This window comes from Stenotrophomonas sp. NPDC077421, from assembly GCF_049545505.1.
Taxonomy (GTDB): domain Bacteria; phylum Pseudomonadota; class Gammaproteobacteria; order Xanthomonadales; family Xanthomonadaceae; genus Stenotrophomonas; species Stenotrophomonas nematodicola.
In genome coordinates, this window is record NZ_JBMWDP010000025.1 from 46,802 (window position 1) to 72,215 (window position 25,414).

A 25,414-nucleotide genomic window follows, 5' to 3' on the forward strand; every position below is an offset into this window, starting at 1 on the left:
CATGCGCTTCATCGAGACCTTCTCGCTCTACCCGTTCCTGGACACGGTGGTCAGCCTGGTGGCGGCGTTCGTGCTGGGCACCCTGATCGGCGCCGAACGCCAGTACCGCCAGCGCACCGCCGGGCTGCGCACCAATGTGCTGGTGGCCGTCGGCGCGGCCGCCTTCGTCGACCTGGGCATGCGCATTGCCGGCTCCACCGAAGCAGTCCGGGTGATCTCCTACGTCGTGTCCGGCGTCGGCTTCCTCGGCGCGGGCGTGATCATGAAGGAAGGCATGAACGTGCGCGGGCTCAACACTGCGGCCACGTTGTGGTGTTCGGCGGCGGTAGGCTGCTGCACCGGCGCCGACATGCTCGCCGAGGGGGTGCTGCTCACCGCCTTGGTCATTGCCGGCAATACCCTGCTGCGCCCGCTCGTGAACGCGATCAACCGCATCCCGATCAACGAGGCCGCTTCGGAGGCCACGTATGAGGTGCGGCTGAGCGCCGATCCGATCGCCACGCCGGTTGTCCGCGAGCGCCTGGTGGAGCTGCTGGAAGCGGCGCAGTACCCGGTGGGCGATGTGCAGGTGGTCGAACACGGCGATGCACCCGTGGAGATCGTCGCGATCCTGGTCAGTACTGCCGTGGCGGCCCATGAGCTCGATGCCGTCGTCGCCCGACTGCAGCACGAACCGGGGGTGCTGCATGCCACCTGGGAAGTCAGCACCCGCGACTGACCCCGCCCCCCAAACGCGGACGGCGGCCCGCAGGCCGCCGTCCGGTGTACTGCGCGACGCCGATCAGGCAGCGGCGGGCAGCGGCACTGCGCTCTGGCGCTGCACCAGTGCATTGAAGCGCGCCAGCGAGCTCAGGTGGTGGTGCACCAGCGCCAGCCAGCCGTTGCGGTGCCAGGCCACAACCAGCGCGTCCGGCAGCTTGGAGAACTTCTCCACATCCACCACGCGGAAGCCGTTGATCGACATCTGCGCACCGTTGGACAGGGTCACGTCGATGCTGCGGTCCACCAGCAGGCCCTGCTCGATCAACGCCGCGCTGAACTGACGGGTCAGCTCGTGCTCACGGGTGAAGTCGCCGCAGAAGCGCATTGCCGCGTTGACCAGTTCGGTCGGCTCGCCATTCTCGAACAGCGGCTGGCCCTCGTCGGAATCGCCCTGGTTGACCTGCTCGGCTTCGGCATCCAGACCCAGCACGTAGTTCTGCGGGTCGTCGGTCTGGATGAAAACGAACGGGTAGCGGCGCACGTAGGCCGGCACGTAATGATCGGCGGCCCAGTAGCCATCGGTCACGAACAGGTTGTCCTTGGCCAGGCCAACGGCTGCCAGGGGCACGGCTTCCTTGCCGGTGAACAGGATCGGGTAGAACTGGGCGATCGAGCCGAACTCGCCCACCACCACCGGCAGCGAGTTGGTGCCGGCGGCGAAGCTGGCCGATTCGGTGCGCAGGCGCCAGTTGGCATGCGCTTCAGCGCTCAGCGGCACGGTCTGGCGGTAGAACAGCGGACCGGTCGGCGCGGCCGCAGCGGCCGGGGTATTCGTTTCAGCAGTCATGGAATGAGTCATTGACGACGCGCCAGTCGGCCCGGGCGCGAAAGCGGGCACCGCATTGATCGGCCACTATAGCGTGGCTTTGCGATGATTTCCGCCTACAGTTCGGTGAATTCGCTGCAGTCCGGCAGGGCCGGTTCGGCCACGTAGCGGCCCGAATCGAAGCGCAGGGTCCGCTCGAAACTGCAGTCCGGATCGCGCGCGGTGCGCAGGTCGCGGTCGCTCAGCGCGCCCCTGGCCAGCGAATCGCGGCTGCGCGAGGCGAATGCCGGGAAACGGGTGGCGGTGCTGGCATAGCGCAGCAGTGGCATGCCACGGCCCTGCGGCAGCAGCGACAGGGTGGCGCTGAAGCGGTATTCGTCGTGGCAGGCGCCCTTGCGCAGGGCGGCATCCTGCTCGCCGTAGCAGGCACGGATGCTGGCCTGCCCCGCCACCGGAAGCGACAGCACGCTGCTGGTCTCCGCCCCTTCGTCAGTGTGATAGATCGTCTCCAGCAGCAGCGTGCTGCTGGAGGCACCGCCTCCCGAATAGCCGGTCGTCCGCTCCACGATGACGCCCACCACCACGTTCTCGAACGCGGCCTGCGCCGGATCGGTGGGTGCGCTGGGTGCGCCCAGGCCGGGCGCAAGGCGAAGGAGGTAGGGCCAGACCTGGAACCGGCCGTCGCGTTCGGGGCCGGTGTAGCCCACATGGCGGTCGCGCGGCTCGGGCTCGCCCGGCACGAACTCCTGCACCTGCAGAGAGGGTCTGGGATTGTTGCGGCTGGCGATCAGGCGTGCGCACCAGGCGCGGTCGGCGGTGCAGTACAGCGGCGATACCGCCTGCGCCATGTCCGGATCGCCCCCTTCCAGCGTCGGCGGTGGCGCGGTGCCGGGCTGCTCGATCAACGACTCGAGCCGGTTGCCGGCGGCATCATGGGTATCGGCCGCAAGGGCCACCCACGGCACGGCCAACAGGAAAACGGCGCAGAGGGCGCGCGGCGCCGGCAGCAGGTATGCGGAGGTATCGGTCATGGCGGTGTCCTTGCTCTGGTCAGTCCGTGCACGCGGCGGCGCCGGCAGCAATGATAGACAGTGGGGTGCCAGGACGCCCGCGCGCAGGCAATCGACGTGGATGTGCGGCTGAGCGGCGAATCGAGCACCAGGCTGCCGACCTCGCGCGACGCGTGGACCGTCCCGCCTGTGGCGCGGCAGCGGTCGCGGTATGCTCAGCCCCCCCTGCCCGGAACCGAGCGCATGCTGCATCACCTGTCCCTTGGCGTGCGCGATCTGCCGCGTGCCGGCCGCTTCTACGACGCTACGCTCGGCGCGCTCGGCTATCGCCGCGTGTTCGACGGCCCGGAATCGATCGGTTACGGTCTGGTCGACGATCAGGACCTGCTGCTGCTCAACCTGACGCCCGACGCGACGCCGCCCGGCGATGGCTTCCATCTCGCGTTCGCGGCGCCATCGGAGCCGGCGGTGCAGGCCTTCCATGCCGCCGGGATGGCGGCCGGCGGCACCGACAACGGTGGCCCCGGGCTGCGACCGGACTACGGCGACACCTACTATGCGGCCTTCCTGGTCGATCCGGACGGCCACCGCGTCGAGGCGGTGCATCGCGGCCACAGCGACTGACCTCGCCCCCCGGCGCGGCCTGCAGCGGTCACGCCGGCTCGGTCTGCTCCTGCGGCGCGGTTGCGCCTTCCACCACTTCGCCGGGCTTGTACTTGGTGTCGCCGAAATACAGCACCCGCCACTGCGCCAGGTTGCCGATGAACCAGTGCGAGATCGAATCGTGGCCGTAGCCGTCGAAGAACGTCTCCACCGCCTCCGGCAGCAGGGTCTTGTTGTCCCAGGCGTCCAGCATGGTGCGTTCGGCCAGGGTCAACGTCTTGCCGCGCTCGCGCTTGCGTCGTAGCGCCACCATCTTGCCGACCAGCGTATCGGTCTCGCTGGCCAGGCCCTTGCGCTGCTTTTTGACCTCGCCCAGCGCGTCGCTGCGCGCGCTGAGCGCATCAGACGCCCGGTTCCATTCGGCGATCTCCTCGCTGGTCATGCTGGAGGCGGCATAGTCGTTCCCGTACGGATCGCGCAGCCGCATCTTCTCCCGCCGCAATGTCTTGACCTCCTCCTCAAGCTGCTGCTGCCGCTGTGCCAGGCGCTGCATCGACGGCAGCTTGTCGCCACGCGCCACGCGCACCTTCAACCAGCGGTGCAGCAGCTCCATGTGCGCGGCCTGCACGTCCTCCATGCGCCCGCGCTTGATCCGCACCGCCTGCAGGTAGGCGTTGTAGACCGCCTGCAGTTCCGGATCTGTCTTGTCGAACTCGGCCCGCACCGGCGACGGCAGGCGGGTCAGCGGATTGAGCAGCACCCCGCCAGCCAGCGCGATGTCGTACATCTCGTTGAGCGCAAAGCGGGCAATGCTGTTCTGCCGGCCCTGGTGCTGCGGATCGTAGCCACCGCCCACATCCGAGTGCACGCCCGGGTACCAGATCTCCTGGGTGTTGTCGGGATAGCGCGCATCGTCGCGGGTGGAATCCAGCGGAAACTGGCCTCGCAGCTCATGTGCGGCGGTCATGTGCACCGACTGCACGACCATCGGCGGAATGCGCATGCCCTCGCCCCAACCGTTGTGGCCGTTGCCCGCATTGACCGCCGCATGGACCAGCGACGGCCATACCGACACCACGGTGTCGTACAGGCCGACGAAGCCGATCCGGATCGGTGTCCTGTCGCGATACAGCCAGGTGCCGTCCGGCTGCCGCTTGCACAGCGCAACCAGATCGCGGACGAAACCGCGCGCCTGCGCCGCCCCGCGGGAGAAGCCGAACACCGCCACGTTGAGGATCACGATACGCATCGACGCCGGCTGCTGCTGGATCTTCATGTCCAGCTCTTCCAGCGCGTAATCGATGCGCTCGCGCCCGCCCTTGCCGATCGCCAGGCCAAGCATGCCGCCGGTATCGCCCACTTCCGGGCAGGGGGTGCCCACGCCGGCAATGTAGGTCGACACCACATTGGGGCGACCATCGATCCGCGCGCTGTACAGTCGCGCGATGTTCGACAACGCCCGTTCGGATTCGCCCTTGGCCAGTTCGGCATCGCGGTTGTTGCCCGTACCGTCGAAGAAAACGGTGAAATGCAGCGCCTGGCTGCAGCCGGTGGTCGCTTCCTCCTTGTCGGGCAGAGAGCAGCTTTGCGCCGCCTGGCGCTGCTGTCGCTCGGCGTCGGTCATCGGGCGGGTGCCCCGCGCCAGCCGCGCGGTGCGTGCGGTGGGGTCGGCGTCGGCCACCGGCTCGGGTGAGCCGGGCTCCAGGTCGACCTGGCCGGGAATGGCGGTTGGGTCTTGGGCCGTCATGGGCGCGCTGCTCCGTCGTTGGCGATGTGGCCCTTGGGCAGCACCTCGCGGCGGGAATCCCAGTAATCCTTCGAGCGGTCGATCAGTTCGGCCTCGACATGGCCGTCCTGGTAGAAATGCAGCAGCAGCGTGCGCGGGTCCGGCGGATACGGCTGCCGCACCGTCACCACCGCCGAACGTGGCTCGCGTGGGCCGGCGGTCTGGTAGGTGTTGGTGGTGAGATCGTAGCGGTCCGACAGCTCCCACTCGACCCGGATCGACAACGGTTTGTCGTGCTTCGGCGCCAGCGGTCCCATCACCGACCCGCCGTTGGTATAGGCCGAGACGCCGCCCATCCACTTGCCGTCCACGCGCACGTCATGCAGGTAGCGGTCACTGTAGTTGAAGGCAAACAAGGTCAGGTACGGCGAGCGCGGCGTCGGTTTGGCCATCGCGCGGGCGCAGCCTGCACTGGCAGCGGCCACGACGATCACGGCCACGACGATCCACAGCAGCGGTTTGTTGCTCAGCATGATGGCTCCACGGCGCAGTGGGCGGCGCGATGCGCGCACCCGGTTGACGATTGAATGATGCCCGGTGCGTTCACCAGCTCTCCTCCATCGGCCACACCTCCTCGCCGATCTCCTTTGCATTGCGCCGCCCGTCCGCGAAGTCGCGCAACCGCACCTGCCAATCCGGATCCTCACCCAGGTCGTCGCCGACCAGCAGCGCCCACGTGCAGACCATCACCACCCGGCGGCTGTCCTCGATGCCGAACGCCGCCGCCACGGCCACCGCGTTGCGCATGAACGCATACCAGTTCGCCGACGGCAGGCGGTCCAGCAGCTCCGGGTCGGTGAGCTGGAAGTGCTCGATCAGCGTGTAGGGATACGACGCGTCGATCAACGCATGCCGCTGCGGCGCGTCAAGCGTCCACGGCACGGTATGCGGATCCTGCATCGGGCAGTGCAGGGCCAGCGTGTCCCACTGGTGGTCGTGCGTCACGTAATGCCAGCGCTCGCCCACCGCCAGGAAGTCATGCCGCTGGGCATCGTTCAGCGCCTGCACCCACCACGGCAGCACGCGGCCGTCGTAGAAGCGCGCGATGAATTCCTTGCCATTCGGATACCGCGCATCCAGGCGGCGCGCCAGCCGCTGGGTCAGTTCGCCGCTCTCCAGCGGCGACTCCAGCAGCGTCAAGGCGCCAAGCGACTGCACACCGTCCTGCAATCGCAGCAGCGCGTCCTGCAGATCCAGCGCCTCCGGCAGCGGCACCAGAAAAACCGAGGTGTCGGCACTGCCGTCGGCCAACAGACCGTCGAACAGCCGCGATGCCGCATAGGGCAGCCGCTTCAGGACTGTCTGGGGCCGCTCGCACTGGGCGCCATCCAGGAGCAGATAGCGCCGGAACGCGGCGTCCAGCGACACTACGGCGGTACTGGGAAACAGAATCGGCAGCATCGCTCAGCCCTTCGGGGTCAGGGGAGCGGCGCGCTGCGCGGCCAGCAGCAGGCATTCCTTGCATACCGACTGCGGGAACACCGGCAACGGGTAGTTGCCGCTGCCGCCGGGCAGGAACGACTTCTTCGCGGCGTGCACCGTGATGGTGCCCGGCGCGGTGAAGGTGATGTTGCCGCCCTCGATGGTCACGCTGGCACCGCCGGCCGTGGCCACATGCACGGTGCGCCCCGCCGCCAGTTCCACCGCGGCCTGCGCGCTTGCCGCGCGCAGCGCGGCCTTGGACTGCACGCGGATGCTGTCGTTCTGCGCCTGCACGTCCAGTTCGCCCAGGCCCGCCACCACACTCAGCGTGCGCGTCTGCGCGCCCTCGCCGGTGCGGGCGGCAGCCAGCATGCCGATCGCCTGGCGGCTGTGCCAGCGCGACTGGCCAAGCACGATGGCTTCGCTGGCCAGGCCGCTGCCCAGCGTCAGTGTCTCGCCCAGACTCCAGTGTATGGACTGGCCGGCGCGATGCAGCACGCCGCCCGGCGCGGCCAGGCCCAGCAGGGGGTCGCCCGTATGCGGCACCCGGCCCTCCCCGGCCGACCCGTCGCGGTCGCCCGCGGCGCCCCGTGCGTCGGCAAAGGCATCGCCAGGTACCGTGGCGCGGGCGCTGCGCAGCACTGCCTCCAGCGGCGCAGCGTCGCCGACCAGTCTGGAATGCTGCGGGCGCCCCACGCCCTCGGCGCTGGCCAGTTTGACCGTCAGGTGCGTGCCGGCGGCCTGCGCGAACGTGGTGCCCAGCGTGTTCAACTGGTTCAACAGCGCAACCGGCGCGGATACGGTGCCGGCCGGCGACGCCGGGCCGGCCGCATACGCGCTCAGCCACAGGCCGGCGCGGCTGCGTACGCTGCCCCAGGCATCGCTGCGCAGTTCGAAGCCTTCGCCGCGCAGGCTGCCGCGGAAGTTGTCGGCCTGGTGGATCAGGTGGCCCAGGGTCAGCGCGCTGCTTGCCTGCGTGGTCGCCAGCTGCACGCGCAACTGGCCGTCGCTGTCGTCGAACAGCAGGCGCGAATGCCCCTCGCCGGCCCACTCGCGCGACTGCACGCCCCACAGCGCGCCTGGATGACGGTGTGCGTCGTCGCCGGCAGCAGCGGCGTGCCACACGGGCGCCTGGCCGCCACTGCGATTGCCCTGTGCACTGGCGATCCGGTCGGTCGCCTGTGCATAGGCGCTGGTGTCGCTCTCGGTGGTCTTTCCGGCGGGCGTCGGGGCGACGCCCGCCTCACCCTGTCCGTTGTAGAGGCTGCCCACCACCACGGGGCGATCAATGTCGCCCTCCAGGAAGCCCACCAGAACTTCCTGGCCGACGCGCGGCAGGAACTGGCTGCCCACGCCCGGACCCGCATAGCGCTGCGCCACACGCAGCCACGTACTGTCCTGAGCGGTGCCTGCGTCCCGGCGATCGGCCTGGAAGTGGAAGCGGACCCGGACCCGGCCCAGGGCGTCGGCATGGACCTCCTGCGGTCCCTCGCCACGGGATGCATCGCCAACCACCACGGCGGTCTGGTAACCGGGCGCCAGGGGACGTGGATTCAGCCGCGCGCCAGTCTCGTCGAGCAGGATCGGACGCCACACCTGGTCACGCGCTACCGCTGCGAAGGTGGCTGCAAAGCCATGCCGGCGCGCGTCTTCCCAGAGCAAGGCAGCGTCGGCATCGGGCTGCACGGCCGGCCCGAGGGCCGCCTCCAGCGCGTCACGGACATCGACCGGCAGGTTGTTGATGCCTGCCAGGCGCAGCGACACCAGCAGCAGCTCCTCGGGCGCATCGCCGGGCAGATCGCGCAGCTGCAGCCACTGGCCGGCGGTGGCGCTGCGCACCGTGCCGCGCCCCTGCCAGTCATTCCAGCGGGCCTCGCTGGCCTGTGCCATCAAGCCCGCGTAGCGGTCCGCTTCGTGCCGATCCACGAATGCGTAGGCACCGCTTGGATCGTAGAGCTCACGCCCGCCGCTCCCGCCGCCTTCCAGCGGCACGCCGGCACCCAGCGAGCGCACGGTGCGGTAATCGTCGCTGTGCAGCGAGAGCGCCTGCGCGCCCAGCTGGCGCCGCTGGCCCAGTGCCTGCACGGCATCGTTCTGCTCGGTGCCATCGGCACGGTGAAAACGGATGCCGCCGCTGCGCGCACTCACCGCGTCCTGTGGCTGCACGCCACTGTCGGCGAACAGCACCAGCGCATGACCACCGTCGTTGCCATCGCCGTCATCGGGCTGCACGCGCCAGCCCAGGCCTTCCTCGGCCAGCAGCCGCTGCACGAAATCAAGATCGCTTTCGCGGTACTGCACGCAGTAGCTGCGCTGACGCGCGCCCTTGAGGAAATCGGCAACCTCCTCGCTCCAGCGCCAGGCCACGTGGCCCTGGTGCGCGGCGAACACACTGTCCACGATCTGCTGCACCGTCTGGTCCTGGAAGACGCGGCTGTGGCGCGTCTGCGCCAGCCAGCAGCTGGCATCGCAGAAGACGATGCGGTAACGCGCCACGCCGCCGTCGGCTCCCAGCAGATGCGCTTCGATCACCACCCCGGTACGGCTGTGCAGGGCACCATCAGCCAACCGGGTCTGCAGGCTCGCGCGCGTGCCCAACCAGGACTCCAGCGGGAGATCGGCCTGCAGCGACAGGAACGTCACCTCATGGCGAAATCCCTGCGACAGCTGTTCCTGCCCGTGCCACTGCTCCACCACCACATCCGGCGCGGCCGGCAGCGAAAGTTGGTACAGACGCTGCTCACCCGACAACCGGGCCGCCTGCGTCATCAGGTTCCGTATTGCATCCATGGCTCACCTAGTCGTGCACGCAACGGGCGCAGCCCGCGACGCTTCCATCCCCTGTGGACACGACGGTAGCAGATGCCAATGACAGACGCACGCAAGCATGACGCGGTATGTTAAAGCGACGTCAATCCCTGCTGTCTCAATACGTCCCGTACGGGACTTCGACGATCACCGGCTTGCCGGGCTTGCCGACCGGCCGCAGGGTGAAGCGATCCAGCGCACCGTCGTCATCGGCGAAGGCCGTGGACTGGAACTGCAGCGTGTACCTGTCCGCGCCGACCTTCACATTGCCCGCCGCATCCAGCGTGGCCGACGGCGGCAGCAGCAATCCGCCAAGATCGCTGTACGCCTCGGCGGCGTCGAAGAACGCATATGTCTGCAGCGCCCCGTCGCGCTTCATTTCATAGACGCGCGGTTCGTACGGACGACTCTCGGTGGTGCCCTCATTGAGCACGTCCGATATCCATACCCCGGGCAGCCGGTAGCGCTGCTCCAGCGCCGCCGCATCCAACCGGTCGCTGGTGACCACCATGCAGCACACGGTGCGCTTGCCCTCGCGATCCAGCACGGCAAACCGTGTGCCTTTGGCGGTCTCCGCCGGCAGCATCGCAAACGGAATGTCTTCCAGCGCCGGCTCGGCGCCGTTCTCGGAATGGAGGTTGCGCCATCCTCCGAAGACCTTGGCATCGGTCGTGGCCTGCGCGGCGGCATCCAGGCCGGCCACCAGCCCCAGCGCCAGCAACAGCGCCTGTGAAATCGTCCTTCCCTGCATGTCGGCGACCCTTCCCCGGTGTCAGTCAGTCATGGATTGCCCGCCCCATCGCGGGCGCGGCCCCTCACGGTGCGTGCACTATGCACCGGCGCCGGCCACCAGGCAAACACCCCGGCGCGCCGTCACCCCGCACGCAAACGCAGGCTAGAATCGGCACGTTCCCAATCACGAGATTTGCCATGCTGGATCAGGATGCCCTGCTGGCCCCCATCGCCGACCACGCCCCCACCGGCGAGGACCTTGCCTTCTCGCCCGAGTTCGACCGTATCCAGGAAAGCCGGCGCGCCGACGACCCGACCCTGGACCAGGGCGAGTGGCAGACCGACATCAAGTACGCCGACTGGTCCAGCGTCGCGCGCGAATGCGCCGACCTGCTGCAGACCCGCACCAAGGACCTGCGCCTGGCAGGCTGGCTGACCGAAGCGGCCACCCAGGTCGAGGGCTTCCGCGGGCTGGCGGTGGGGTACCGGGTCGTGGCCGGTCTGTGCGACCAGTACTGGGACGAGGTGCACCCGCAGGCACCCGACGACGACCAGGAAGAGCGCATCGGCAACCTGAGCTGGCTGCTCAGCAACTCTCTGCAGTGGCTGCGCAACGTGCCGATCGTCTCGGCGCCGCAGGGCCGCTTCACGCTCACCGATTTCGAAGTCGCACACGCCCGCGCCAGCAACGGCGGCGACTATCACGACGACCGCCCCGGGCTGGAGCAGCTGGAAGCGGCACGCCGCGATACCCAGCATGAGTTCTATCGGCAGCTGCTGGAAACCCTGCCCGAATGCGCCGATGCACTGGCAACGCTGCAGGCAGCGGTGGACAACCGGCTCGGCCTGGATGGCCCCAGTTTCAGCGCGGTCCGCGAACAGATCGAGCACATCCAGCGTACGGTGATGCGGTTCGCGCGCGATGCCGGCGTGCTGCTCGACGGCGAGGTGGTCGATGCGCTGGATGCCGAAGACGCGTTCACCGCCCAGCCTGGCCCCGGCGACGCCGCCGCACCGTCGGCACGCAGCCCCGGCGGCGCACCCACCACGCGCAAGGAAGCGCTGCAGCAGCTGCGGCAGGTGGCCGAGTTCTTCCGCCGCACCGAACCGCACAGCCCGGTCGCGTATCTGGCCGAGAAGGCCGCGCGCTGGGGCGAGATGCCGCTGCACGTGTGGCTCAAGCGGGTCATCAAGGATTCCAGCGTGCTCGACCAGATGGAGGAAATGCTGGATATCAACCAGAATCTCGACGGGCAGTAAGCCCGTCGAGCGTCACGCCGTTACTGGATCTTGAATTCAATGCGACGGTTGCGTGCGCGACCGTCCAGGCTGGCGTTGTCGGCCACCGGCTCGTCCGGCCCCTTGCCAACGACGTCCAGGTGGTTGGCGGCGATGCCCTTCTGCACCAGGTACGCCTTCACCGCCTGGGCGCGCGCATGGCTCAGCGCCAGGTTGCTCTCACGTTGGCCGACATTGTCGGTATGGCCGATGACCACGAAGCTGGTATCGCCCATCTGCACCATCTTTTCGGACATCTCGTCGAGAATGCGCATGCCCAGCGGGGTCAGCTTGGCGCTGCCGCTCTGGAACTCGATGATGCGGTTGGCCAGGGTCTGGTCCAGCAGCTTCTGCTGGGAGCCCACCTTGAGCGCGTTGGTCACCGTGTAGGAGGTGTTGCTGGCCAGGCTCAGGTCACTGGCCACCTGCTGGCGCAGCGCCTCATTGCCGACCTCCCCACTGACCCGTACCGACTGGCCGTTGATCTCCAGCTTGCCCGGCGACACCCGCTTCAGCCCGGGGTTGATCATGCCGGCCACGTAGTCGCCCCAGTTCGGCGGTGTGGCGATGGACTCGACCTGCACACGGTCCACCACCCGCTCGGCACCGTAGACCTCACGCAGGTTCTTCAGCAGACGGGCCTTGGTGGCCTGGTCGGGGACCACGCCCTCGATCACGACCGGCCGTTCGGTGCCAGCCGCCGCCGGCGCGGCCTGGCCGGCAGCAGCGGCCGAGCCGATCGACGTCAGTACGGCCAGGACAAGTACATAAGCAGAACGAAGGCGCATGGTCAGGTTCCCAGGAAAGTCTCGCCGAACAGGCTGCGCGCCGTGCTCAATGCCAGGTCATCGCGATCCAGATAGCTGGCAAAGCGATTGAGGTTGTAGTCGCTGTGCAGGTAGTCGTCTACCCATTCGGCCTGCTGCACGCGGATCAGGAAGTCGCCGGCCTCGGCCGGGTCCAGCACCGCGCGCAGCGCGTGCCGGTCGGCACCGTTGAAGCCCACCACCATCGTCGGCGCGGCATCGTTGCGGATCAGGACGGCCAGCTCGAAATCGCCACGGGCAACGAAGCAGGACACGATGTCCAGCCAGAATGCCGCCACCAGCGGCCGGTACAACGGATCGCGCACCAGCGGAAACACCAGGGCCCTGTCCACGTTGACATCGCCGCCGCTGAGCACCGGCTGCAGCAGCAGGCCGAGTGCCGGCAGCGCCTGCTTCAGCACGACGTCCGGATGGCCCGCATCGCGCAGCAGGCGTTCCATCGAGCCGATGGTCTGGCCGTCGAGGAAGTCACGGAATGTGGCGTTGTAGGCGCTGGGATCGGTGCTGATGCTGAAGCGCGCATCGGCCAGCTCGTTCAACGCCGGACCGGCGTCTTCGTCACTGAAGGCCTGGCGCGCCATGCGCGACAGTCCCGACCACGCGTTGGACATGGCCAGCGGGCTGCGGCCGATGAACGGCAGCGGCTCGGCCGCCTCCAGGCGCACCGCCGACAGCAGCGGGAACCGCCGCTGCGAGGCATCGCGACTGGCCAGGAAGTGCCCGCACAGGACCAGCTTGCTGCGCGAACCGAGGAAGGCGTAGTGGATCTCGGGCGAGGCATCATAGACGCGCTTCCAGTCCGGGTTCTGCGCCAGCAGTTCCACGCTCTCTCCGGCCCAGCGGTCCAGCCAGCCGAGCAGCTGGTGGTTGTCCGCCGCGCGCACGAAGTCGCCCCGCGACGGCACCTTGCCGAAGTAGGACACCCCGGCACTCACGGCGCGGCTCATGGCGTACCTCCGGTCGACTGCGCAGGCGCGGTCGGCGCAACGGCACCGGGCGCGGTCGGCGCGGGTGCCACCGGGCCGCTGCCGGCCACGGTCTGCGGCAGCTGCAGGCCGCGCTGCCAGTCACCGCCATCGGCGGCAGCACCGGCACGACGCACCACGCGCATCTCCACCGTCACCGCCACGCCATCGGCGCTCCAGGTGATGCGGCTGCTGCCACCGTCCAGGTGCTCGTACTGGCCTTCCTTCATCAGTCGGCTGAAGCCATTGGCGCCGGCGGCGTTGAACACCTCCACGGTGCGGCCATCCGGGGCCACCGCGGTGACCTTCGCGCCAGGCACCTGGCCCAGGTTCGGGTACTGCATGGTGGTCCACTGCGGCGGCGTGTTGCGGTAGCGCAGGGTCTGGCCATCGATCTCGATCGTGTACTCGATCGCACCGGTGGCCGGCGACGGCAGCAGCTCGAAGATGGTGGTGTCCTGCGAGGCGGCCCCCGCTGCTCCCCCGCTGACCCAGTTGCCGTACTTGGCCACCAGCTCGTTGGACAGGGTGATGCCCATGCCCGCCCAGCGGCGCGCTTCCAGCAGGTTGCCGCGCTGGATCACCAGCGTACCCAGGGCGTCCTTGTTGAACGCGGCGATGCTGCCGCTGGCACCGAAGATCGCGGCAATGTCGCTTGGCGCGGCATCCACGTCCGAATTGAGATTGAAGGGATACTGCTGGCCGATGCGTGCCTTGAACGGCTCGTACACCTGCGCGCCCCAGCTGCGGTTGACCTCACCCTCGGTCGGCTCCACCAGCGCCATGAAGGTCTGGGTCAGCGGACGCAGCAGCAGCGGGCGCAGCGCGTCGCGCTGGGCCGCATCCAGGCCGGTCAACACCTGCTCGTCGACCAGGGCCAGTGCCACGCTCAGCTCGGAGCCCTCATTGCTGAAGGTGTCCTGCATCAGCTTGCGCGTGCCCACGCCCAGTTCGCCCTGGCTCTTGATGTTGTTCAGGCGCGCACGCAGCTTGCCCAGCGTTTCGAAGTACGCGTCGATCACCGCCGGCTGGTCCGCGCGCTTGGTGGTCAGTTTGGCAATGCCTTCGAACGCCTTGCCGATCGGGCCCACCGGCTGTTGCTGGACCGCCGCCTCCGGGTCCTTGCGCAGGATGGTCTTCTGGAACCATGCCACGAACCCGCCCTTGGCCTTCTTCGAACGCGCTTCGGCGGCCGGGTTGTCCCAGATGGTCTGCTCGTTGATCTTCTCCAGCAGCAGGCGCAGCGGCGAGTTGGTGGCGTCGCCCAGCGTGTTGATGCGCGCGGTGGCCTGCTCGAAGGTGTCGAACTGGGCGATGCTCAACCCCTGCATGAACTTGGTCCATTCCTTGGCGTACTCCTGCTTGTACAGAGTCACCAGTTCGCGCGAAATGTGTTCCGGGCTGCCCGCCAGCGACAGATCGCTCTGCTCGGTGGTATCAAGCACCCAGTCGGTGGTGCTGAGCTGGGTGTTGGCCGCTTCGTTGATCGCGTCCTTGACATAGTCCTCCCACGCCTTGCGCGAGAAGGCACCGGAAATGGCGTAGCTGCCGGTGATCAGACGGCCGTTGCGCTCTTCGCCAACCAGCGAATCCACCGTCACCGTCGGGAAGCGGGCACCGGCACGCGCCTTGATCTGCGCGAACACGCGCTGCATCGCCGGCTGCCCCTTCATCACCTTGGTCAGGGCCTGGCGGCTGTCGCTGACCAGCGTCACCTTGTTCTGGATCTGAGGCCAACCCGGATCTGCCGACTGGGCCACATAGAAGTTCATCAGTTTCTCGGCGGCCCGCACCATGTCCTCGCGACTCATCTGGCCACGGTTGGCATCCAGCCAGTTGCGCCAGAACAGGGTCAGCTGCTGGGACAGATGCGCGCTTTCCACCTGCTTGCGGTTGCCCAGCATCAGGTAGGTCTTGAGGGCGTTGTACGCATCGTTGGTGCTGGTCGGCGACGCGTTCTGGTACAGCACCTCGCTCTCCGCTGCCGCCTGCGTGCCCTGCCCCAGCTTGTCACGCTCGGCCACCACCTGGCCGAGGTAGCCCTCCAGGCTGCTCACGGTCGGATCCAGCATCACCTGCTGCATGCCGTGGTAGTACTCCTTCATCAGCTTGGCGCGTATGTTGTCGCCCTGGTACAGCCCCAGACTGGTGGTGATGCCACCCTGCTTCTTGTAGCGGTCCAGCTGCTCCATGCGGTCCTGCAGCAACAGCAGCGCATCGATGCGCGACTTCAGGTCCACGCGGTCCTTCTGCACGCGGACAGCCTGCTCCAGGTCCTTGGTGGCGTTGTTCACCAGTTGCACGTTGGTGGTGTACGACCAGGTCCACAGGCCCAGCGCGAGGGCCAGCACGCCCACCGCACCGAGGAAGACGCCATAGCGCAGGCGGTTCTGGTGCGGGCTGGAATACTGACGCACCAGTTCCTTGTCCGAGAAGATCACCTTGCGGAACAGGTCCTTGAGGAAGAACGCGGTCTGCCCGGTAGGCGCGGCATCGGTATCGGCGCCGCGCGAGGACAGCGAGAACTGGCGGCCCACGCGCTCGGACGCGTGATGCACCGAATGCCCTTCCTGCAGTGCGCTGCTGAAGTAGAACCCACGGAACACCGGCTTGAACTGGAACGGATTGTCCTCGAACAGCGTCGCGATGAAGGTGCGCAGCGCCGGCTTGATGCCGACGAACTCCAACGGCAGCGTCAGCAGCCCCGGCGACACCTCGCGACCGCGCTGCATCGCCATGTGCGACAGGCTCATTTCCTTGATGCCTTCGGCCAGCTCATCGAAATGGGCATCGAAGGCGGTCAGCGCATCACTCTGCGCCTGCACATCGAACGGCAGCGTCGCACCCCACACGCTTTCGCGTTCGGACGGATCCAGGTTGCGGAAGAACTCGCTGAACCCGGCGATCAGATCGGCCTTGGTGAACAGCACGTACACCGGCGCGAACACTTCCAGCCGCTCGGTGATCTCCTGCACGCGCTGGCGCAGGTTCTTGGCCAGTTCGATGGCGAACTCGGGCTTGCTGCCGGACAGTTCGGCGATGCTGACCGCGATGATCACCCCATTGATCGGCGCGCGCGGACGGTTCTTCTTCAGCAGGCCAAGGAAGGTCAGCCACTCCATGCGGTCTTCAACGCTGACCGAGTAGCGGCCGGCGGTATCCAGCACGATCCCGGTAGTGGTGAAGTACCAGTCGCAGTTGCGGGTGCCGCCGATGCCCTGGATCACATTGCTGCGGTTGTCCTCGAACGGGAACTGCAGCCCGGAGTTGAGGATCGCGGTGCTCTTGCCCGCCGCCGGATTGCCGATGATCACATACCACGGCAGTTCGTACAGCGCTGCCTTGCCCTTGAGCGCCCCCAGCCGCGACGACTTGATCTGCTTGACCGCCTCCATCATGCGTGACCGCAGCGCTTCGGTGTCGGCGCGTTGCGCCGGTTGCGCCGATGCGACCGCCTGGTCGGCCTGGGTCTGCACCATGGCTTCCACACGCTTGGCCGCCCGCCGGGCCAGGATGCGCTTGATGACCCACACGATCAGCGCCAACAGCAACAGCGCCGCCAGCACCACCGCCACCCAGATGCCGATCTGCCGGGCCTCGGCCGCGCCGAAATACGCCAGCGACCCCGCGCCGATCAAGCCGATCACCATCCACAGGCGATAGTCGCTGAGGAAGAACCTGAAATTACTCAACATCATCTAGGCGTCCAGGGTTAGGCCGGCGACACGCTGTCGGCCGACGGGTCATGCGAAGAATGGAAATCCACCAGCGCCGCCAGGCGCTGGTCGGGCGCGGATACGCCGAGAATCAGTGCCGCGCTCTGCGCAGCGACCGCGTGGTGATGGGCGAGCGTCAACAGCGCCAGCGGCAGTACCGGCCCGAGTTCGCCGGCACAGACCGGCAGGGCCAACGTCTGCCGGCCGATGTCCATATCCGGATTGACCGCCGTGGCGGCGGCCGAGGCATCCACCGCCAGTTCACTGCGCTGGTCGGCATCGTGCAGCACCATCTGCACCCGATCGGGCGGCAGCGTCAGGCTGCCCAGAAGGCCACGCCCGAGCGCCTCGCTCTGCCGGCGGCGTTCCGCCGCGCCCGCCTGCGGCGCCAGTTCAATCCGCTGCGGTCGCCATACCACGGGCGTTTCCTTCGTCACCACCGACGGCGTGGCGAACAGCACGCCTGCGGCGCCTTCGCCCGGAATCATGCCTTCCTTGTTCTGCCGGTGCAGGATGCGGTTTTCTTCCAGCCACGCCGCCACTACGCCCGGGTCGATCGCCGAACTGCACGAGAGCAGCAGATACCACGGCGGCGTCCCCTGCCCGACCGCATCGGCAATGCGCTGCACGCGCGACCACACCTCACCGGCGTCGGCCGCGATGCCGACGTCAACCGTGAACCGCCGGGCGTCCAGGCCATTGGCCTCGGCCCGACCCTGCAGCCACTCGGCGCAGAAGCCGCGCACCGACACCGACCAATCGACCGGCACCAGCAGTTCAATGGCCAGCACAGAGTCCACCACCTGCTCGTCACGACGGCGCAGGCCGGCCACCACGCGCTCTTCGGCCACCTCAAGTTCGGGCAAGGCGAGCAGCGCCTGCGCCAGCAGGCTGTCGGCCACCGGTTCGAGCAGCGCCATCGCACGGCGCTCGGCGGCGCGCGTATCGAAGGCACCCATCTGCGCTTTCAGCACGCGGGCGTCGTCGAGGTCGGCGGCCGCGCACATCAGCAGCGGCAGTCCGTCGCGATCATGGAAGCGCCCGTCCAGGCCCGGTCGTGGCAATGCGCCCGCAGCCGCGAGCAAGGCGCCCGCGTCCATGTCCAGGCCCAGCCGCATGTCGGTGGCCAGCACGGCCACCGAGGACGGGCGCGACGCGGCGTCCGTCGCCGTCGAGGCCGTCGGCGTGTCCGCCGCGTCCGGCGCATCGGCTGCGGCCACGGCCTTGTCCAGCATCGAACGGCCGGCATTGCGCAGCATGAAGCCGGCGCTGCTCACGCCCACCGGCAACAGGCCCAGGTACGCCAGCATCTCCATGCCGGTCGGTACCGTGCCACTGTTCCGCCAATAGAAAATCACGCTTCCCCAGGTCACCGCGAACACCGCGATCACCGAAAACGCCTTCCCAAGTATCCCGGACATCTAGCGTCCCGCTCCCTGAGTCATCGAACCATCCTGTTCCGTCGAACCGACGCTGCCTGTCAGTTGATGCCTGTCGTTGCCTGCGATGCGATCAGCGTGGCGCCGCAGCCGGTGCGGTCTCCATCGCGCGCGACCGGATTGCCGTCGATGATCACCGTGGCGTCGCCACTGACGATGGTGGTCGGCCCATGCGCCGCGCACACCGCCTTGTCGCCGATGCGCGCTACGGGCTTGCCGCCGATGTCGGTTTCGGCAGCGCCGCTTACCACCGTGCCACCGTGGCTCAACTTATCCCCGACTACAACAAATGGTCGTGACATCAATCATGCTCCTTGATTGCGTGCGCATCCGGTCATTCCATCGCCCCCTGTACCCCCTGGCGATCCGGATCGTCCCGCAACGATACCAGTAGACCGGCGAAAGTATCACCCTCCCGCCAATTCAGCTTTCTTGGCCGCACGCGCCGCGCGGCAACGCTGCGACATTTCCACGTGCACATAATCCTTGATGCTGCGCCAGTTGCCGCCCCACTCCAGCCCGGCCTGTTCGGCCAGTTCGCCGTACAGGAAGTAGGCGCGCTTGGTCCAGGGATCCCCCATGTCCCATTGCAGCTTGCCATCACGGATCGGTGCGCTGTCCACGCCAAGCCCATACTGATGGCAGCTCTGCCAGGCGCCCGCACGCGTCGCCTTGCCGCCGCTCATCAGCTCGGCCTGCCGCTCGGGGCTGCGGTACCCTTCCACCAGCACCATTTCATACCCGTATTGTCGGCGCATGACTTCGTAGATCGCCAGCACGCGCTGCTGCAGGTCCGGATCAATCTGCCCCCATTTTCTGTCGGCCGTCACAATTTCCGGCCGCGTGCGGCGAATCTCTTCGGTCGTGAAGACCTCCGGCGGCGGCGGCGGCGGCGGGGTCAGCCGTTCGCCCCGCAGCAACTGGGCCACCATCGAGCCCGACGCGGAAAGGTCGTCGCCCTGGAACTCATCGAGCACCACGTTCTGCCGCGTGATCAGAATGACCAGCGGCGGAATCGACAACAGCAGAACGGCCGCCGCAAGGACCGGCCAATGCCGTCGCAGCGCCCCCTGCGCCGCGCCAAGCTCCTCGCGCACGCCGCCCTGCAGACGGTCGGTGCGCTGCGATACACGCCGACCGGCGCCACTGGCGGCCTGGCCGACGCGACCGAACCAGCGGCCGAGCTGCGCCTGCACACGATCAAAGGCATCGGGAAACATCAGTACCCAGCACACCATTGCCATGACCACCAACAGCACCACCGCTCCTATGACAATGACGACCACTGCTGCTCCCTGAGATACGCTGTTGACGGCCATGCCCCAGTCACTAGAATGGGGCGGTTCGCTTTCGGCAGACGCCGACCCAAACAAGGGCTGGATGCACTTGAATAATGGCGGAATAAATCGACCAAGTCTGCTCTCAGGGGGAGCGCAGACGAAGAGTCCGGCAGCAAGCTCTGGCCGGATCCTGGCTGACATGGAAGGACGGCCGGTGGCCGGCGCTGCACGCGCCGCACCCGCAACCGGAGCCCGATCACGTCGTTGGCTGTGGCTGTCGCTTATGGCGTTGGCCGTCGTCGTCGTGGGCGCGTTGGCCGCTTGGCGGATGAGCGCGGGCAGCAGCGCCGAGGAACCGATCGGCTACTCGCTGCCCCCGGAAAGCAACGCCGATGCAACAGCTGCACCGTCACCTGATGCCGGTGGCGCGACCATCGTCGATGCCGCCCCGGCACCCGCCGACGCCGCATCCACCGCAACGACGCCGGCAACCGGCGCGGGCACCGATGCGACAGATCCAGCCACACCGGTGGCCGGCGCGGCGGCGGCCGCCACGGCCGGTGCCACCGCGGGCGCTGCACGTGCGGCCGCGCCCGCGACCATCGCGCGCACCTCGCGTGACAGGCCCAAAGGCGACGAGAATCTGCTCGGCACGCTGCTGGGCATCATCAAGGAAGAAGACAAGTCCAAGCCCAAGGCAAAGGCGCAGGCCAAGCCGGAGACGATGGATGCGTTGATCGCCCAGATCCAGGCCGACGAGCGCCAGCAGGATGCAGACGCCAACACCGCGTTCGACAGCATCGGCGGCAAGAAGTCCACGGCGTCCACCAGCTCCAATATCCAGTCGCAGCTGCGCCGCTGCCCGGGCGCGAACACGCTCAAGGGCATCGACTGCCGCCGCAAGATCTGCGCCGCGGTACTCGGCAAGGATCCGGCCTGCCCGGCGATGTAAGTGGCGCGTCACGCGGCATGACTGCACTGCGCCCCGACGGACGCTCCGACGACATCAGCGTGCACTGGCTATGGGCCACGCCGCTGGCGATCGGGCTGTGCATGCTGGCCCTCACCGCCTGGTTCGCGCGCGATGCGCTGCGCTTCCGCGCCGCATCGCTGAGTGCCACCGGCGAGGTGGTCGGCGTGGTCGAGGTCTGGTCGACCGACCGCGACAGCGATGGCCAGCGTCGCCAGTTCTACTGCCCGCGAATCAGCTTCATCGCCAACGATGACCAGCCGTATCAGTTTGTCAGCGGCCAGTGCAGCTTCCCTGCGGACCATGCCACCGGAGATGCGGTGAAGGTGCGCTATCGCGCCGATGCGCCCGACGAAGCGCGTCTGGACAGCACCTTCGCCGAGTGGGGTCTCTCGCTGATCTGGGGCGGCCTCGGCCTGCTGCTGACCGTGCTTGGCGTCGGCCTCGGCGTGCTGCTTTGGCCACGCAGAAGCATGCGCCGAACGCGCCGGCGCGCCCGCTGACCCCGGCACCGCGCACGCGCGCATCTGTGCGCCAGCATTCACATTCCAAACAGGCTGCTTGTTACTATTCAAAGCATCACTGTCAAAGGAACCTGGCATGTTTTCCAACCGTACCCTGATGGCCGCAATGCTGCCGATGACGCTCATCCTGGGGACGGCTGCGTGCCACGCCGATGACGGCAAGGCGGCCGCGACGCCGCCAACGCCCGCCACTGCGGATACGGCCAAGGCGGTCGATGCGCTGAAGGCGAAAACCCGCGCGCAGCTGGTGCAGGTCAAGGGCGGAACGTTCCTGATGGGCGATTTCGGCCCGCAGCACAATGACGAGAAACTGCCCTACTCCGGCACCACCGACGATGATGTGCTGCGCAAGGTGACGCTGGACGATTACGCGCTGCAGTCGCACAAAGTGAGCTATGCCGACTTCGATGTGTATACCGACGCGGTGGGCAAACCCCGGGTCGCGCAGAGCACACTGGACCAGCCCTATCGCACCCTGCCCGATATCGCGGCCGGTGTGAGCTGGACCCAGGCCGTCGCGTACTGCGAATGGATCGGCAAGCAGATCGGCACCCCGATGACCCTGCCCACCGAAGCCCAGTGGGAATACGCGGCGCGGGCCGGCGGCAAGATGCGGGTCTACGCGACCGACACCGGCACGCTGGAGGACGGCCGCAACGTATCCAGCATCGCCCAGTACGACGCCTTCGCCGACATGCATGGCACGCGTTCACGAACCAGTTCGCTGGGCGCGTTTCCCCCCAATCCCCTCGGCCTGTATGACATGGTTGACCACGGCTATGAGTGGGTCGCCGACTGGTACGCCCCCGAGTACGATCCCCGCCAGACCCGCAATCCGCGCGGCCCGGCCTCGGGTACCGAGCGCGTGCAGCGCAGCAGTACGGACCGTGCCGCCGATCAGCTTTCGATCACGTCGATGACCTTCACCCGCAATCACCGCGTGCCGGAACCGGGCCCGATGACCGATGGCGAAGGCAATGTGCTGGAAGGCAATCCCAACCCGAACGGCGGCAACGGCTTCCGCTGCGCGACCGCGCTCCGCTGAGGTGCAGACCGGCAGGGAGGCTGAACCTCCCCGCCGGCACTGGCGTCAGGCCATCATGGTGGTGTCGTCGCGGTTCAACCAGACGTCCACCGGGTCCATCATCGCGAAGGTCGGGGATTCCGTGCCGTCCAATGCGGCCAGCTGCACCGGATCGTCGATGGCGTTGAGGTATGCCACCTCGTAACCGCGCGGGAATTCCTTCAGCAGTGCGACGCGCTTTTCCATGTACTTCTGCAGGTAGGTATTGCCGACATCCTTGGGCTTGTCGCGCGACAGCACGTTCATCTGCTTGAACACCGACGGCAGGTCGTTGTTCAACGACCAGCCGTAATCCAGGAACCGCACCACGTCGCCCTCGGCCTTGCCCGAATCGGCGCGGCGGCGGCCGTCCACCGTCATGTGCTGCATTACGTTCTCCCACTCCGGACGGGTGGTGATCGGCAGCATCACGTTGAGGATCGCCTGCTTGTGGGCCGGCAACGCATGCACCTGCACGTCTGTCCAGCCCACGTCCATCGTCGGTGCGTTGTGGGTATGGGTCTCGGCGTAGTGGCGGGTGATCGCATACAGCAGCATGCCGCGGGTTTCCGGCGTGGCGTAGACCAGCCATTCCGGCTTCTGGTTGATGCTGTTCACCAGCTTGGAGCGTGCCTCCGCGCGCTCCAGGCGCGCCTGGAGCGAATCGAACATGACGTTGACCGTCGCGAACGACTCCGTCAGGTACTGGCCGACCCTGCTGTCTTCGGCGATGACCATGAACAGGATCTGCGACAACGCCTGGAACGCGTCCTGGGCGATGTAGGTGAGCGCCTTGAAACCGGCATGCGCGAGTTGGTAATACACCCACTTGACGAACTCGACCATGCCGCCGGCATCGACCGCGAAATCGACCGCGCCTTTGGCACCGAGCCCCCAGCACAGACGGGCGGCCGCCTTGATGCGGAACTTGCCCTTGGCGTAATAGATCACCAGCTGCGCCTTGGCACCCGCACCGGCACTGCCGGCGATGTCCACCGACAGCTTGGCGAAGCTGACCGGCTCACGGCGATCCGGCGGCAGCCAGCGCAGATCGCCGGACGGAATGATGCCACCTTCGACGCCGGCGAAGACCTCAGCGTTGATTTCCACACCGGCCTTGCTGCCCTTCGGCGCGCCTTCGTTCTGCCCCATCGGCACCACCCGTGCGGGATCGAGGTTGGCGCGCGGCAGCCCGTGGGCGGTATCGAAATTCTCGGACATCGAATCGCCGCGGTCGCGCGGGGTGGGCGTTGCGGTCGGCTTCCCACCAACGTAGGTCAGTTCGGCCGAGCCGACCACCGATGCCTTCGCACCGAGGAAGCCATACAGCTCGCAGGCCACCACAAACACGATCGCGCCCAGGTCGATGTTCTGGAACTGCATCTGCCAGCCTTTGGCCGACGGCACCGAATAGGTGTGCACCCACTTGGCTTCGAGCAGCACGAGCTTGGCCGAGGCACTGCCCTGCGCCTTGACGCTGGCGGTCTTTTTCTTCGGGTCCCAGTTCGCCTCGGCGCTGGCACCGGCACCGGCCACGAAACGCAGCCACTGCGCCGAACTCTGCACCTCGTAACTCTCACTCTTCTTGACCGTCTCGGCGAACTCGTTGCCGGCCACCTCGATGAAGTCGAACACGTACGGGTCGGTCTTGACCTCCTTGCTGACCTTTGCCGCCGTCGTGATCTTCTTCAGCGACTCCATGAACTTGGCGCGGTCGAAGTCCTCCTTGCCGTAGGGGTCATGCTTGGCCTTGTTGGATGCGGTCGTGTTGCCGGCCTTGACCTTGCCCGCCACCCCCATGTCCACCTTGATCGGGATGCCCTTGACGCGTCGCCGCTTGAGATCCTCGTACTTGGCCTTGGGGATGTAGCGGCGGCGCATGCCCATGCGGTCCTTGACCCCACCGTTGCCCGTCGTGCGGCCCTTGTCATAGGTCTCGAACGTCACCAGCTCCTGCAGCTCGGTCAGCTTGTCGAACTTGTCGTTCAACATCTTGGCCACGTCGTCCTCGGCGATGCCCAGCGCCTTCTCGGCCGCCTTGACTTCCTCCGGGCTGCGCCCCTGGAGCGCCAGGGTGAGCTTGTCGCGGGCGCGATGCAGCCCGGCCATCGTGTTCTCGATGGTACCGCTCAGGGCTTCGAACTCCTCCCATTCCTTCGGCCCCAGCAGCAGCATTTCCTCGGCCTGCGGATTGAGCACCGCCGGCGCGCTGACCTTGCCCTGGATGGTGGCAGTCCGCCCATCCTTGGGTTCGGTGGAGGCGATCTGGCTCTTCAGCCCAAGCACGTACTTGGTGACCTGCTGACCCTTGATCAGCGGCACGAGCAGCTCGGTGTTGCGGCCGGACTTGCTGCCTGGCAGCGTGAACTTGAATTTCAGCGGCTGGTTGCAGGTGATCCGCGGGGTCATGCCGTCCTTGCCGGTACTGCCCTTGACCGGCTTGCGCGCGGCATCCAGGCCGGCCACTTCGTCGCCGTCCTTGTTGCGCATTACCGCTTCATACGGCGCACTGGCGATCGGCGTATTGTTGGCCTGCATCTGGAACAGCACGCGCAGGTAAGGCTGCAGCGACAGCTCGCAGACCACCGGCGCCATCGTGATCGCGTTGGTGCCGATGCTCAGCTCGTTCCTGCCACCATGCACCGGCTTGCTGACCGGTTTCAGGTCGGGCTCGGCCCACTGCTGCAGGTCGTAGTCCCAGACCTGCAGCGTGAAGCGCAGCAGCGTGGGCGCCTTCATCGGAATGACCGGTGCGATCGGCCTGACGCTGGTCAGCGGAAAGTAGCCCTGCTTCTGGCTGTCAACGTTGACTGTGTAGCCGTTGGCGTCGGTTGCGCCCGTCGCGACCTGTTCGCGCCCCGGCAGCTGGAGGATCCGATAGCGCACCTTGGCGGCGGGGTGAACGCCGCGGTTGCCGTCTTCGTAGGTCAGCCTGAAATTTCCATTCGCCATATCATTCTTCCTGGAGGTGTCCGGCGGGGGCCTTCATGGCCACTCAACCTTCTTCGGGAGCGAGGTAGTAGCCTTCGTGCTGCTGCTCGTCCTCGCCAACGATCAGATGGATGGTTTCCGGCCCGGCGGTCATCACCTGCTCGGTCTCGCCCTGGGCATTGGTGGTGCCCTCCTTGATCGTGCCATCGGGCATCAACAGGGTGTACGGCGCATTGGCCATCATCTTGCCGGTGTAGTCGCGCAGTACGTATTTGAGCTTGAAGGCCTCTGCCGTGTTGACCAGCACCACGGAGCCCGGCACCGATGCCGGCCCGGTCCACTCCCGCTGGCTGGCCTTGAACTCCACCTTGCCCGGCGCGCCCAGTTCGATGTTGTCGCCCTCGATGCGCAGGTACGCACCGGCGGCAGTGGCCAGTACGTGCCTGGCCGGTGCCGACACCAGCACGTCCGCTTCGGTGCTGGCGATCTTGACCGCGGTCTTGGCCGCCAGCTGCGCCACGTTCTTGTGCGC

At 67.3% G+C, this 25,414-nt stretch carries 21 protein-coding genes; 6 read left to right on the forward strand and 15 right to left on the reverse strand.

All coding sequences use genetic code 11. From position 1 onward, the window contains the following. Window position 1: 1 nt before the first annotated feature. Window positions 2-718, forward strand: a complete 717-nt coding sequence (locus tag ACPEH1_RS13915) for an MgtC/SapB family protein (protein WP_017355997.1) — start codon at window positions 2-4, stop codon at window positions 716-718. 63 nt (window positions 719-781) lie between these two features. Here the strand turns inward: ACPEH1_RS13915 and ACPEH1_RS13920 are convergent, their stop codons facing one another. Both ACPEH1_RS13920 and ACPEH1_RS13925 read right to left on the reverse strand, forming a co-directional pair. Continuing rightward, entirely contained in the window at window positions 782-1,549 is a 768-nt protein-coding gene (locus tag ACPEH1_RS13920; RefSeq protein WP_017355996.1) for a SapC family protein, read from the reverse strand. A 95-nt stretch (window positions 1,550-1,644) separates the two neighbouring features. Continuing rightward, a complete protein-coding gene (locus tag ACPEH1_RS13925; protein ID WP_423667042.1) occupies window positions 1,645-2,559 on the reverse strand; it encodes a hypothetical protein in 915 nt (304 codons plus the stop codon). A 222-nt stretch (window positions 2,560-2,781) separates the two neighbouring features. On the opposite strand from ACPEH1_RS13925, the gene ACPEH1_RS13930 reads away from it, so the two are divergent. Further along, entirely contained in the window at window positions 2,782-3,162 is a 381-nt protein-coding gene (locus ACPEH1_RS13930) for a VOC family protein (protein ID WP_313273527.1), read from the forward strand. A 28-nt stretch (window positions 3,163-3,190) separates the two neighbouring features. Here the strand turns inward: ACPEH1_RS13930 and ACPEH1_RS13935 are convergent, their stop codons facing one another. From ACPEH1_RS13935 to ACPEH1_RS13955, 5 genes are all read right to left on the reverse strand, one after another. Further along, on the reverse strand, window positions 3,191-4,888 hold the full coding sequence (locus tag ACPEH1_RS13935; RefSeq protein ID WP_017355993.1) for a T6SS phospholipase effector Tle1-like catalytic domain-containing protein: 1,698 nt from the start codon (window positions 4,886-4,888) through the stop codon (window positions 3,191-3,193). After that, a complete protein-coding gene (locus ACPEH1_RS13940; RefSeq protein ID WP_037591195.1) occupies window positions 4,885-5,400 on the reverse strand; it encodes a DUF3304 domain-containing protein in 516 nt (171 codons plus the stop codon). The genes ACPEH1_RS13935 and ACPEH1_RS13940 overlap by 4 nt, the downstream gene beginning before the upstream one ends. A gap of 70 nt (window positions 5,401-5,470) precedes the next feature. Next, window positions 5,471-6,328: a DUF4123 domain-containing protein gene (locus ACPEH1_RS13945; RefSeq protein ID WP_017355991.1), complete on the reverse strand. Its 858-nt coding sequence runs from the start codon at window positions 6,326-6,328 to the stop codon at window positions 5,471-5,473. A 3-nt stretch (window positions 6,329-6,331) separates the two neighbouring features. After that, window positions 6,332-9,118, reverse strand: coding sequence for a type VI secretion system Vgr family protein (locus ACPEH1_RS13950; protein WP_423715947.1), 2,787 nt, complete (start codon window positions 9,116-9,118; stop codon window positions 6,332-6,334). Window positions 9,119-9,275: 157 nt separating this feature from the next. Next, on the reverse strand, window positions 9,276-9,908 hold the full coding sequence (locus tag ACPEH1_RS13955; RefSeq protein ID WP_229296399.1) for a decarboxylase: 633 nt from the start codon (window positions 9,906-9,908) through the stop codon (window positions 9,276-9,278). A gap of 179 nt (window positions 9,909-10,087) precedes the next feature. Between ACPEH1_RS13955 and tssA the strand changes: the two genes are divergently transcribed. Then, window positions 10,088-11,149 carry a type VI secretion system protein TssA gene (tssA, locus tag ACPEH1_RS13960; protein WP_017357295.1) on the forward strand — a complete coding sequence of 354 codons (1,062 nt, stop codon included), beginning with the start codon at window positions 10,088-10,090 and terminating at the stop codon, window positions 11,147-11,149. A gap of 20 nt (window positions 11,150-11,169) precedes the next feature. Here tssA and ACPEH1_RS13965 read toward each other — a convergent pair whose 3' ends face one another. From ACPEH1_RS13965 to ACPEH1_RS13990, 6 genes are all read right to left on the reverse strand, one after another. Further along, complete coding sequence (locus ACPEH1_RS13965) at window positions 11,170-11,955, reverse strand: OmpA family protein (protein ID WP_017357294.1); 786 nt, start codon at window positions 11,953-11,955, stop codon at window positions 11,170-11,172. A gap of 2 nt (window positions 11,956-11,957) precedes the next feature. Beyond that, complete coding sequence (gene tagF / locus ACPEH1_RS13970) at window positions 11,958-12,941, reverse strand: type VI secretion system-associated protein TagF (protein WP_017357293.1); 984 nt, start codon at window positions 12,939-12,941, stop codon at window positions 11,958-11,960. Next, the gene (gene tssM / locus ACPEH1_RS13975; RefSeq protein WP_287251404.1) at window positions 12,938-16,657 is read right to left on the reverse strand and encodes a type VI secretion system membrane subunit TssM; all 3,720 of its coding nucleotides are present in this window, start codon (window positions 16,655-16,657) and stop codon (window positions 12,938-12,940) included. Before tssM ends, tagF begins: the two co-directional genes overlap by 4 nt. Window positions 16,658-16,671: 14 nt before the next feature. Next, window positions 16,672-18,096: a hypothetical protein gene (locus ACPEH1_RS13980; RefSeq protein WP_423715948.1), complete on the reverse strand. Its 1,425-nt coding sequence runs from the start codon at window positions 18,094-18,096 to the stop codon at window positions 16,672-16,674. 59 nt (window positions 18,097-18,155) lie between these two features. Further along, the gene (locus ACPEH1_RS13985) at window positions 18,156-18,416 is read right to left on the reverse strand and encodes a PAAR domain-containing protein (RefSeq protein WP_026070970.1); all 261 of its coding nucleotides are present in this window, start codon (window positions 18,414-18,416) and stop codon (window positions 18,156-18,158) included. A gap of 105 nt (window positions 18,417-18,521) precedes the next feature. Further along, entirely contained in the window at window positions 18,522-19,433 is a 912-nt protein-coding gene (locus tag ACPEH1_RS13990) for a M15 family metallopeptidase (RefSeq protein WP_229296397.1), read from the reverse strand. A gap of 289 nt (window positions 19,434-19,722) precedes the next feature. Here ACPEH1_RS13990 and ACPEH1_RS13995 point away from each other — a divergent pair, with 289 nt between their 5' ends. From ACPEH1_RS13995 to ACPEH1_RS14005, 3 genes are all read left to right on the forward strand, one after another. Next, a complete protein-coding gene (locus ACPEH1_RS13995; protein WP_166473077.1) occupies window positions 19,723-20,346 on the forward strand; it encodes a hypothetical protein in 624 nt (207 codons plus the stop codon). A 17-nt stretch (window positions 20,347-20,363) separates the two neighbouring features. Continuing rightward, a complete protein-coding gene (locus tag ACPEH1_RS14000; RefSeq protein WP_017357020.1) occupies window positions 20,364-20,867 on the forward strand; it encodes a DUF3592 domain-containing protein in 504 nt (167 codons plus the stop codon). A gap of 97 nt (window positions 20,868-20,964) precedes the next feature. Next, window positions 20,965-21,933, forward strand: coding sequence for a formylglycine-generating enzyme family protein (locus ACPEH1_RS14005; RefSeq protein ID WP_166473078.1), 969 nt, complete (start codon window positions 20,965-20,967; stop codon window positions 21,931-21,933). A 45-nt stretch (window positions 21,934-21,978) separates the two neighbouring features. Here the strand turns inward: ACPEH1_RS14005 and ACPEH1_RS14010 are convergent, their stop codons facing one another. Further along, window positions 21,979-24,903 (reverse strand): DNA repair protein, encoded by a 2,925-nt coding sequence (locus ACPEH1_RS14010; protein WP_229296396.1) that lies wholly within the window; start codon window positions 24,901-24,903, stop codon window positions 21,979-21,981. 43 nt (window positions 24,904-24,946) lie between these two features. Next, window positions 24,947-25,414 (reverse strand): DUF2345 domain-containing protein (locus ACPEH1_RS14015; protein WP_423715949.1); only part of this gene is annotated, 468 nt, incomplete at its 5' end.

Excerpts from the sequence above, each read along its gene's own strand:
- ACPEH1_RS14000 (WP_017357020.1), top strand. The coding sequence starts at position 20,364 with ATGACTGCACTGCGCCCCGACGGACGCTCCGACGACATCAGCGTGCAC.
- ACPEH1_RS13965 (WP_017357294.1), bottom strand. The coding sequence starts at position 11,955 with ATGCGCCTTCGTTCTGCTTATGTACTTGTCCTGGCCGTACTGACGTCG.
- tssM (WP_287251404.1), bottom strand. The coding sequence starts at position 16,657 with ATGATGTTGAGTAATTTCAGGTTCTTCCTCAGCGACTATCGCCTGTGG.
- ACPEH1_RS13930 (WP_313273527.1), top strand. The coding sequence starts at position 2,782 with ATGCTGCATCACCTGTCCCTTGGCGTGCGCGATCTGCCGCGTGCCGGC.
- ACPEH1_RS13990 (WP_229296397.1), bottom strand. The coding sequence starts at position 19,433 with ATGGCCGTCAACAGCGTATCTCAGGGAGCAGCAGTGGTCGTCATTGTC.
- ACPEH1_RS13935 (WP_017355993.1), bottom strand. The coding sequence starts at position 4,888 with ATGACGGCCCAAGACCCAACCGCCATTCCCGGCCAGGTCGACCTGGAG.
- ACPEH1_RS13980 (WP_423715948.1), bottom strand. The coding sequence starts at position 18,096 with ATGTCCGGGATACTTGGGAAGGCGTTTTCGGTGATCGCGGTGTTCGCG.
- ACPEH1_RS13925 (WP_423667042.1), bottom strand. The coding sequence starts at position 2,559 with ATGACCGATACCTCCGCATACCTGCTGCCGGCGCCGCGCGCCCTCTGC.
- ACPEH1_RS13920 (WP_017355996.1), bottom strand. The coding sequence starts at position 1,549 with ATGACTGCTGAAACGAATACCCCGGCCGCTGCGGCCGCGCCGACCGGT.
- ACPEH1_RS13985 (WP_026070970.1), bottom strand. The coding sequence starts at position 18,416 with ATGTCACGACCATTTGTTGTAGTCGGGGATAAGTTGAGCCACGGTGGC.
- ACPEH1_RS13995 (WP_166473077.1), top strand. The coding sequence starts at position 19,723 with ATGAGCGCGGGCAGCAGCGCCGAGGAACCGATCGGCTACTCGCTGCCC.
- ACPEH1_RS13940 (WP_037591195.1), bottom strand. The coding sequence starts at position 5,400 with ATGCTGAGCAACAAACCGCTGCTGTGGATCGTCGTGGCCGTGATCGTC.
- ACPEH1_RS13950 (WP_423715947.1), bottom strand. The coding sequence starts at position 9,118 with ATGACGCAGGCGGCCCGGTTGTCGGGTGAGCAGCGTCTGTACCAACTT.
- ACPEH1_RS13955 (WP_229296399.1), bottom strand. The coding sequence starts at position 9,908 with ATGCAGGGAAGGACGATTTCACAGGCGCTGTTGCTGGCGCTGGGGCTG.
- tssA (WP_017357295.1), top strand. The coding sequence starts at position 10,088 with ATGCTGGATCAGGATGCCCTGCTGGCCCCCATCGCCGACCACGCCCCC.
- ACPEH1_RS14005 (WP_166473078.1), top strand. The coding sequence starts at position 20,965 with ATGTTTTCCAACCGTACCCTGATGGCCGCAATGCTGCCGATGACGCTC.
- ACPEH1_RS13945 (WP_017355991.1), bottom strand. The coding sequence starts at position 6,328 with ATGCTGCCGATTCTGTTTCCCAGTACCGCCGTAGTGTCGCTGGACGCC.
- ACPEH1_RS14010 (WP_229296396.1), bottom strand. The coding sequence starts at position 24,903 with ATGGCGAATGGAAATTTCAGGCTGACCTACGAAGACGGCAACCGCGGC.
- ACPEH1_RS13915 (WP_017355997.1), top strand. The coding sequence starts at position 2 with ATGCGCTTCATCGAGACCTTCTCGCTCTACCCGTTCCTGGACACGGTG.
- tagF (WP_017357293.1), bottom strand. The coding sequence starts at position 12,941 with ATGAGCCGCGCCGTGAGTGCCGGGGTGTCCTACTTCGGCAAGGTGCCG.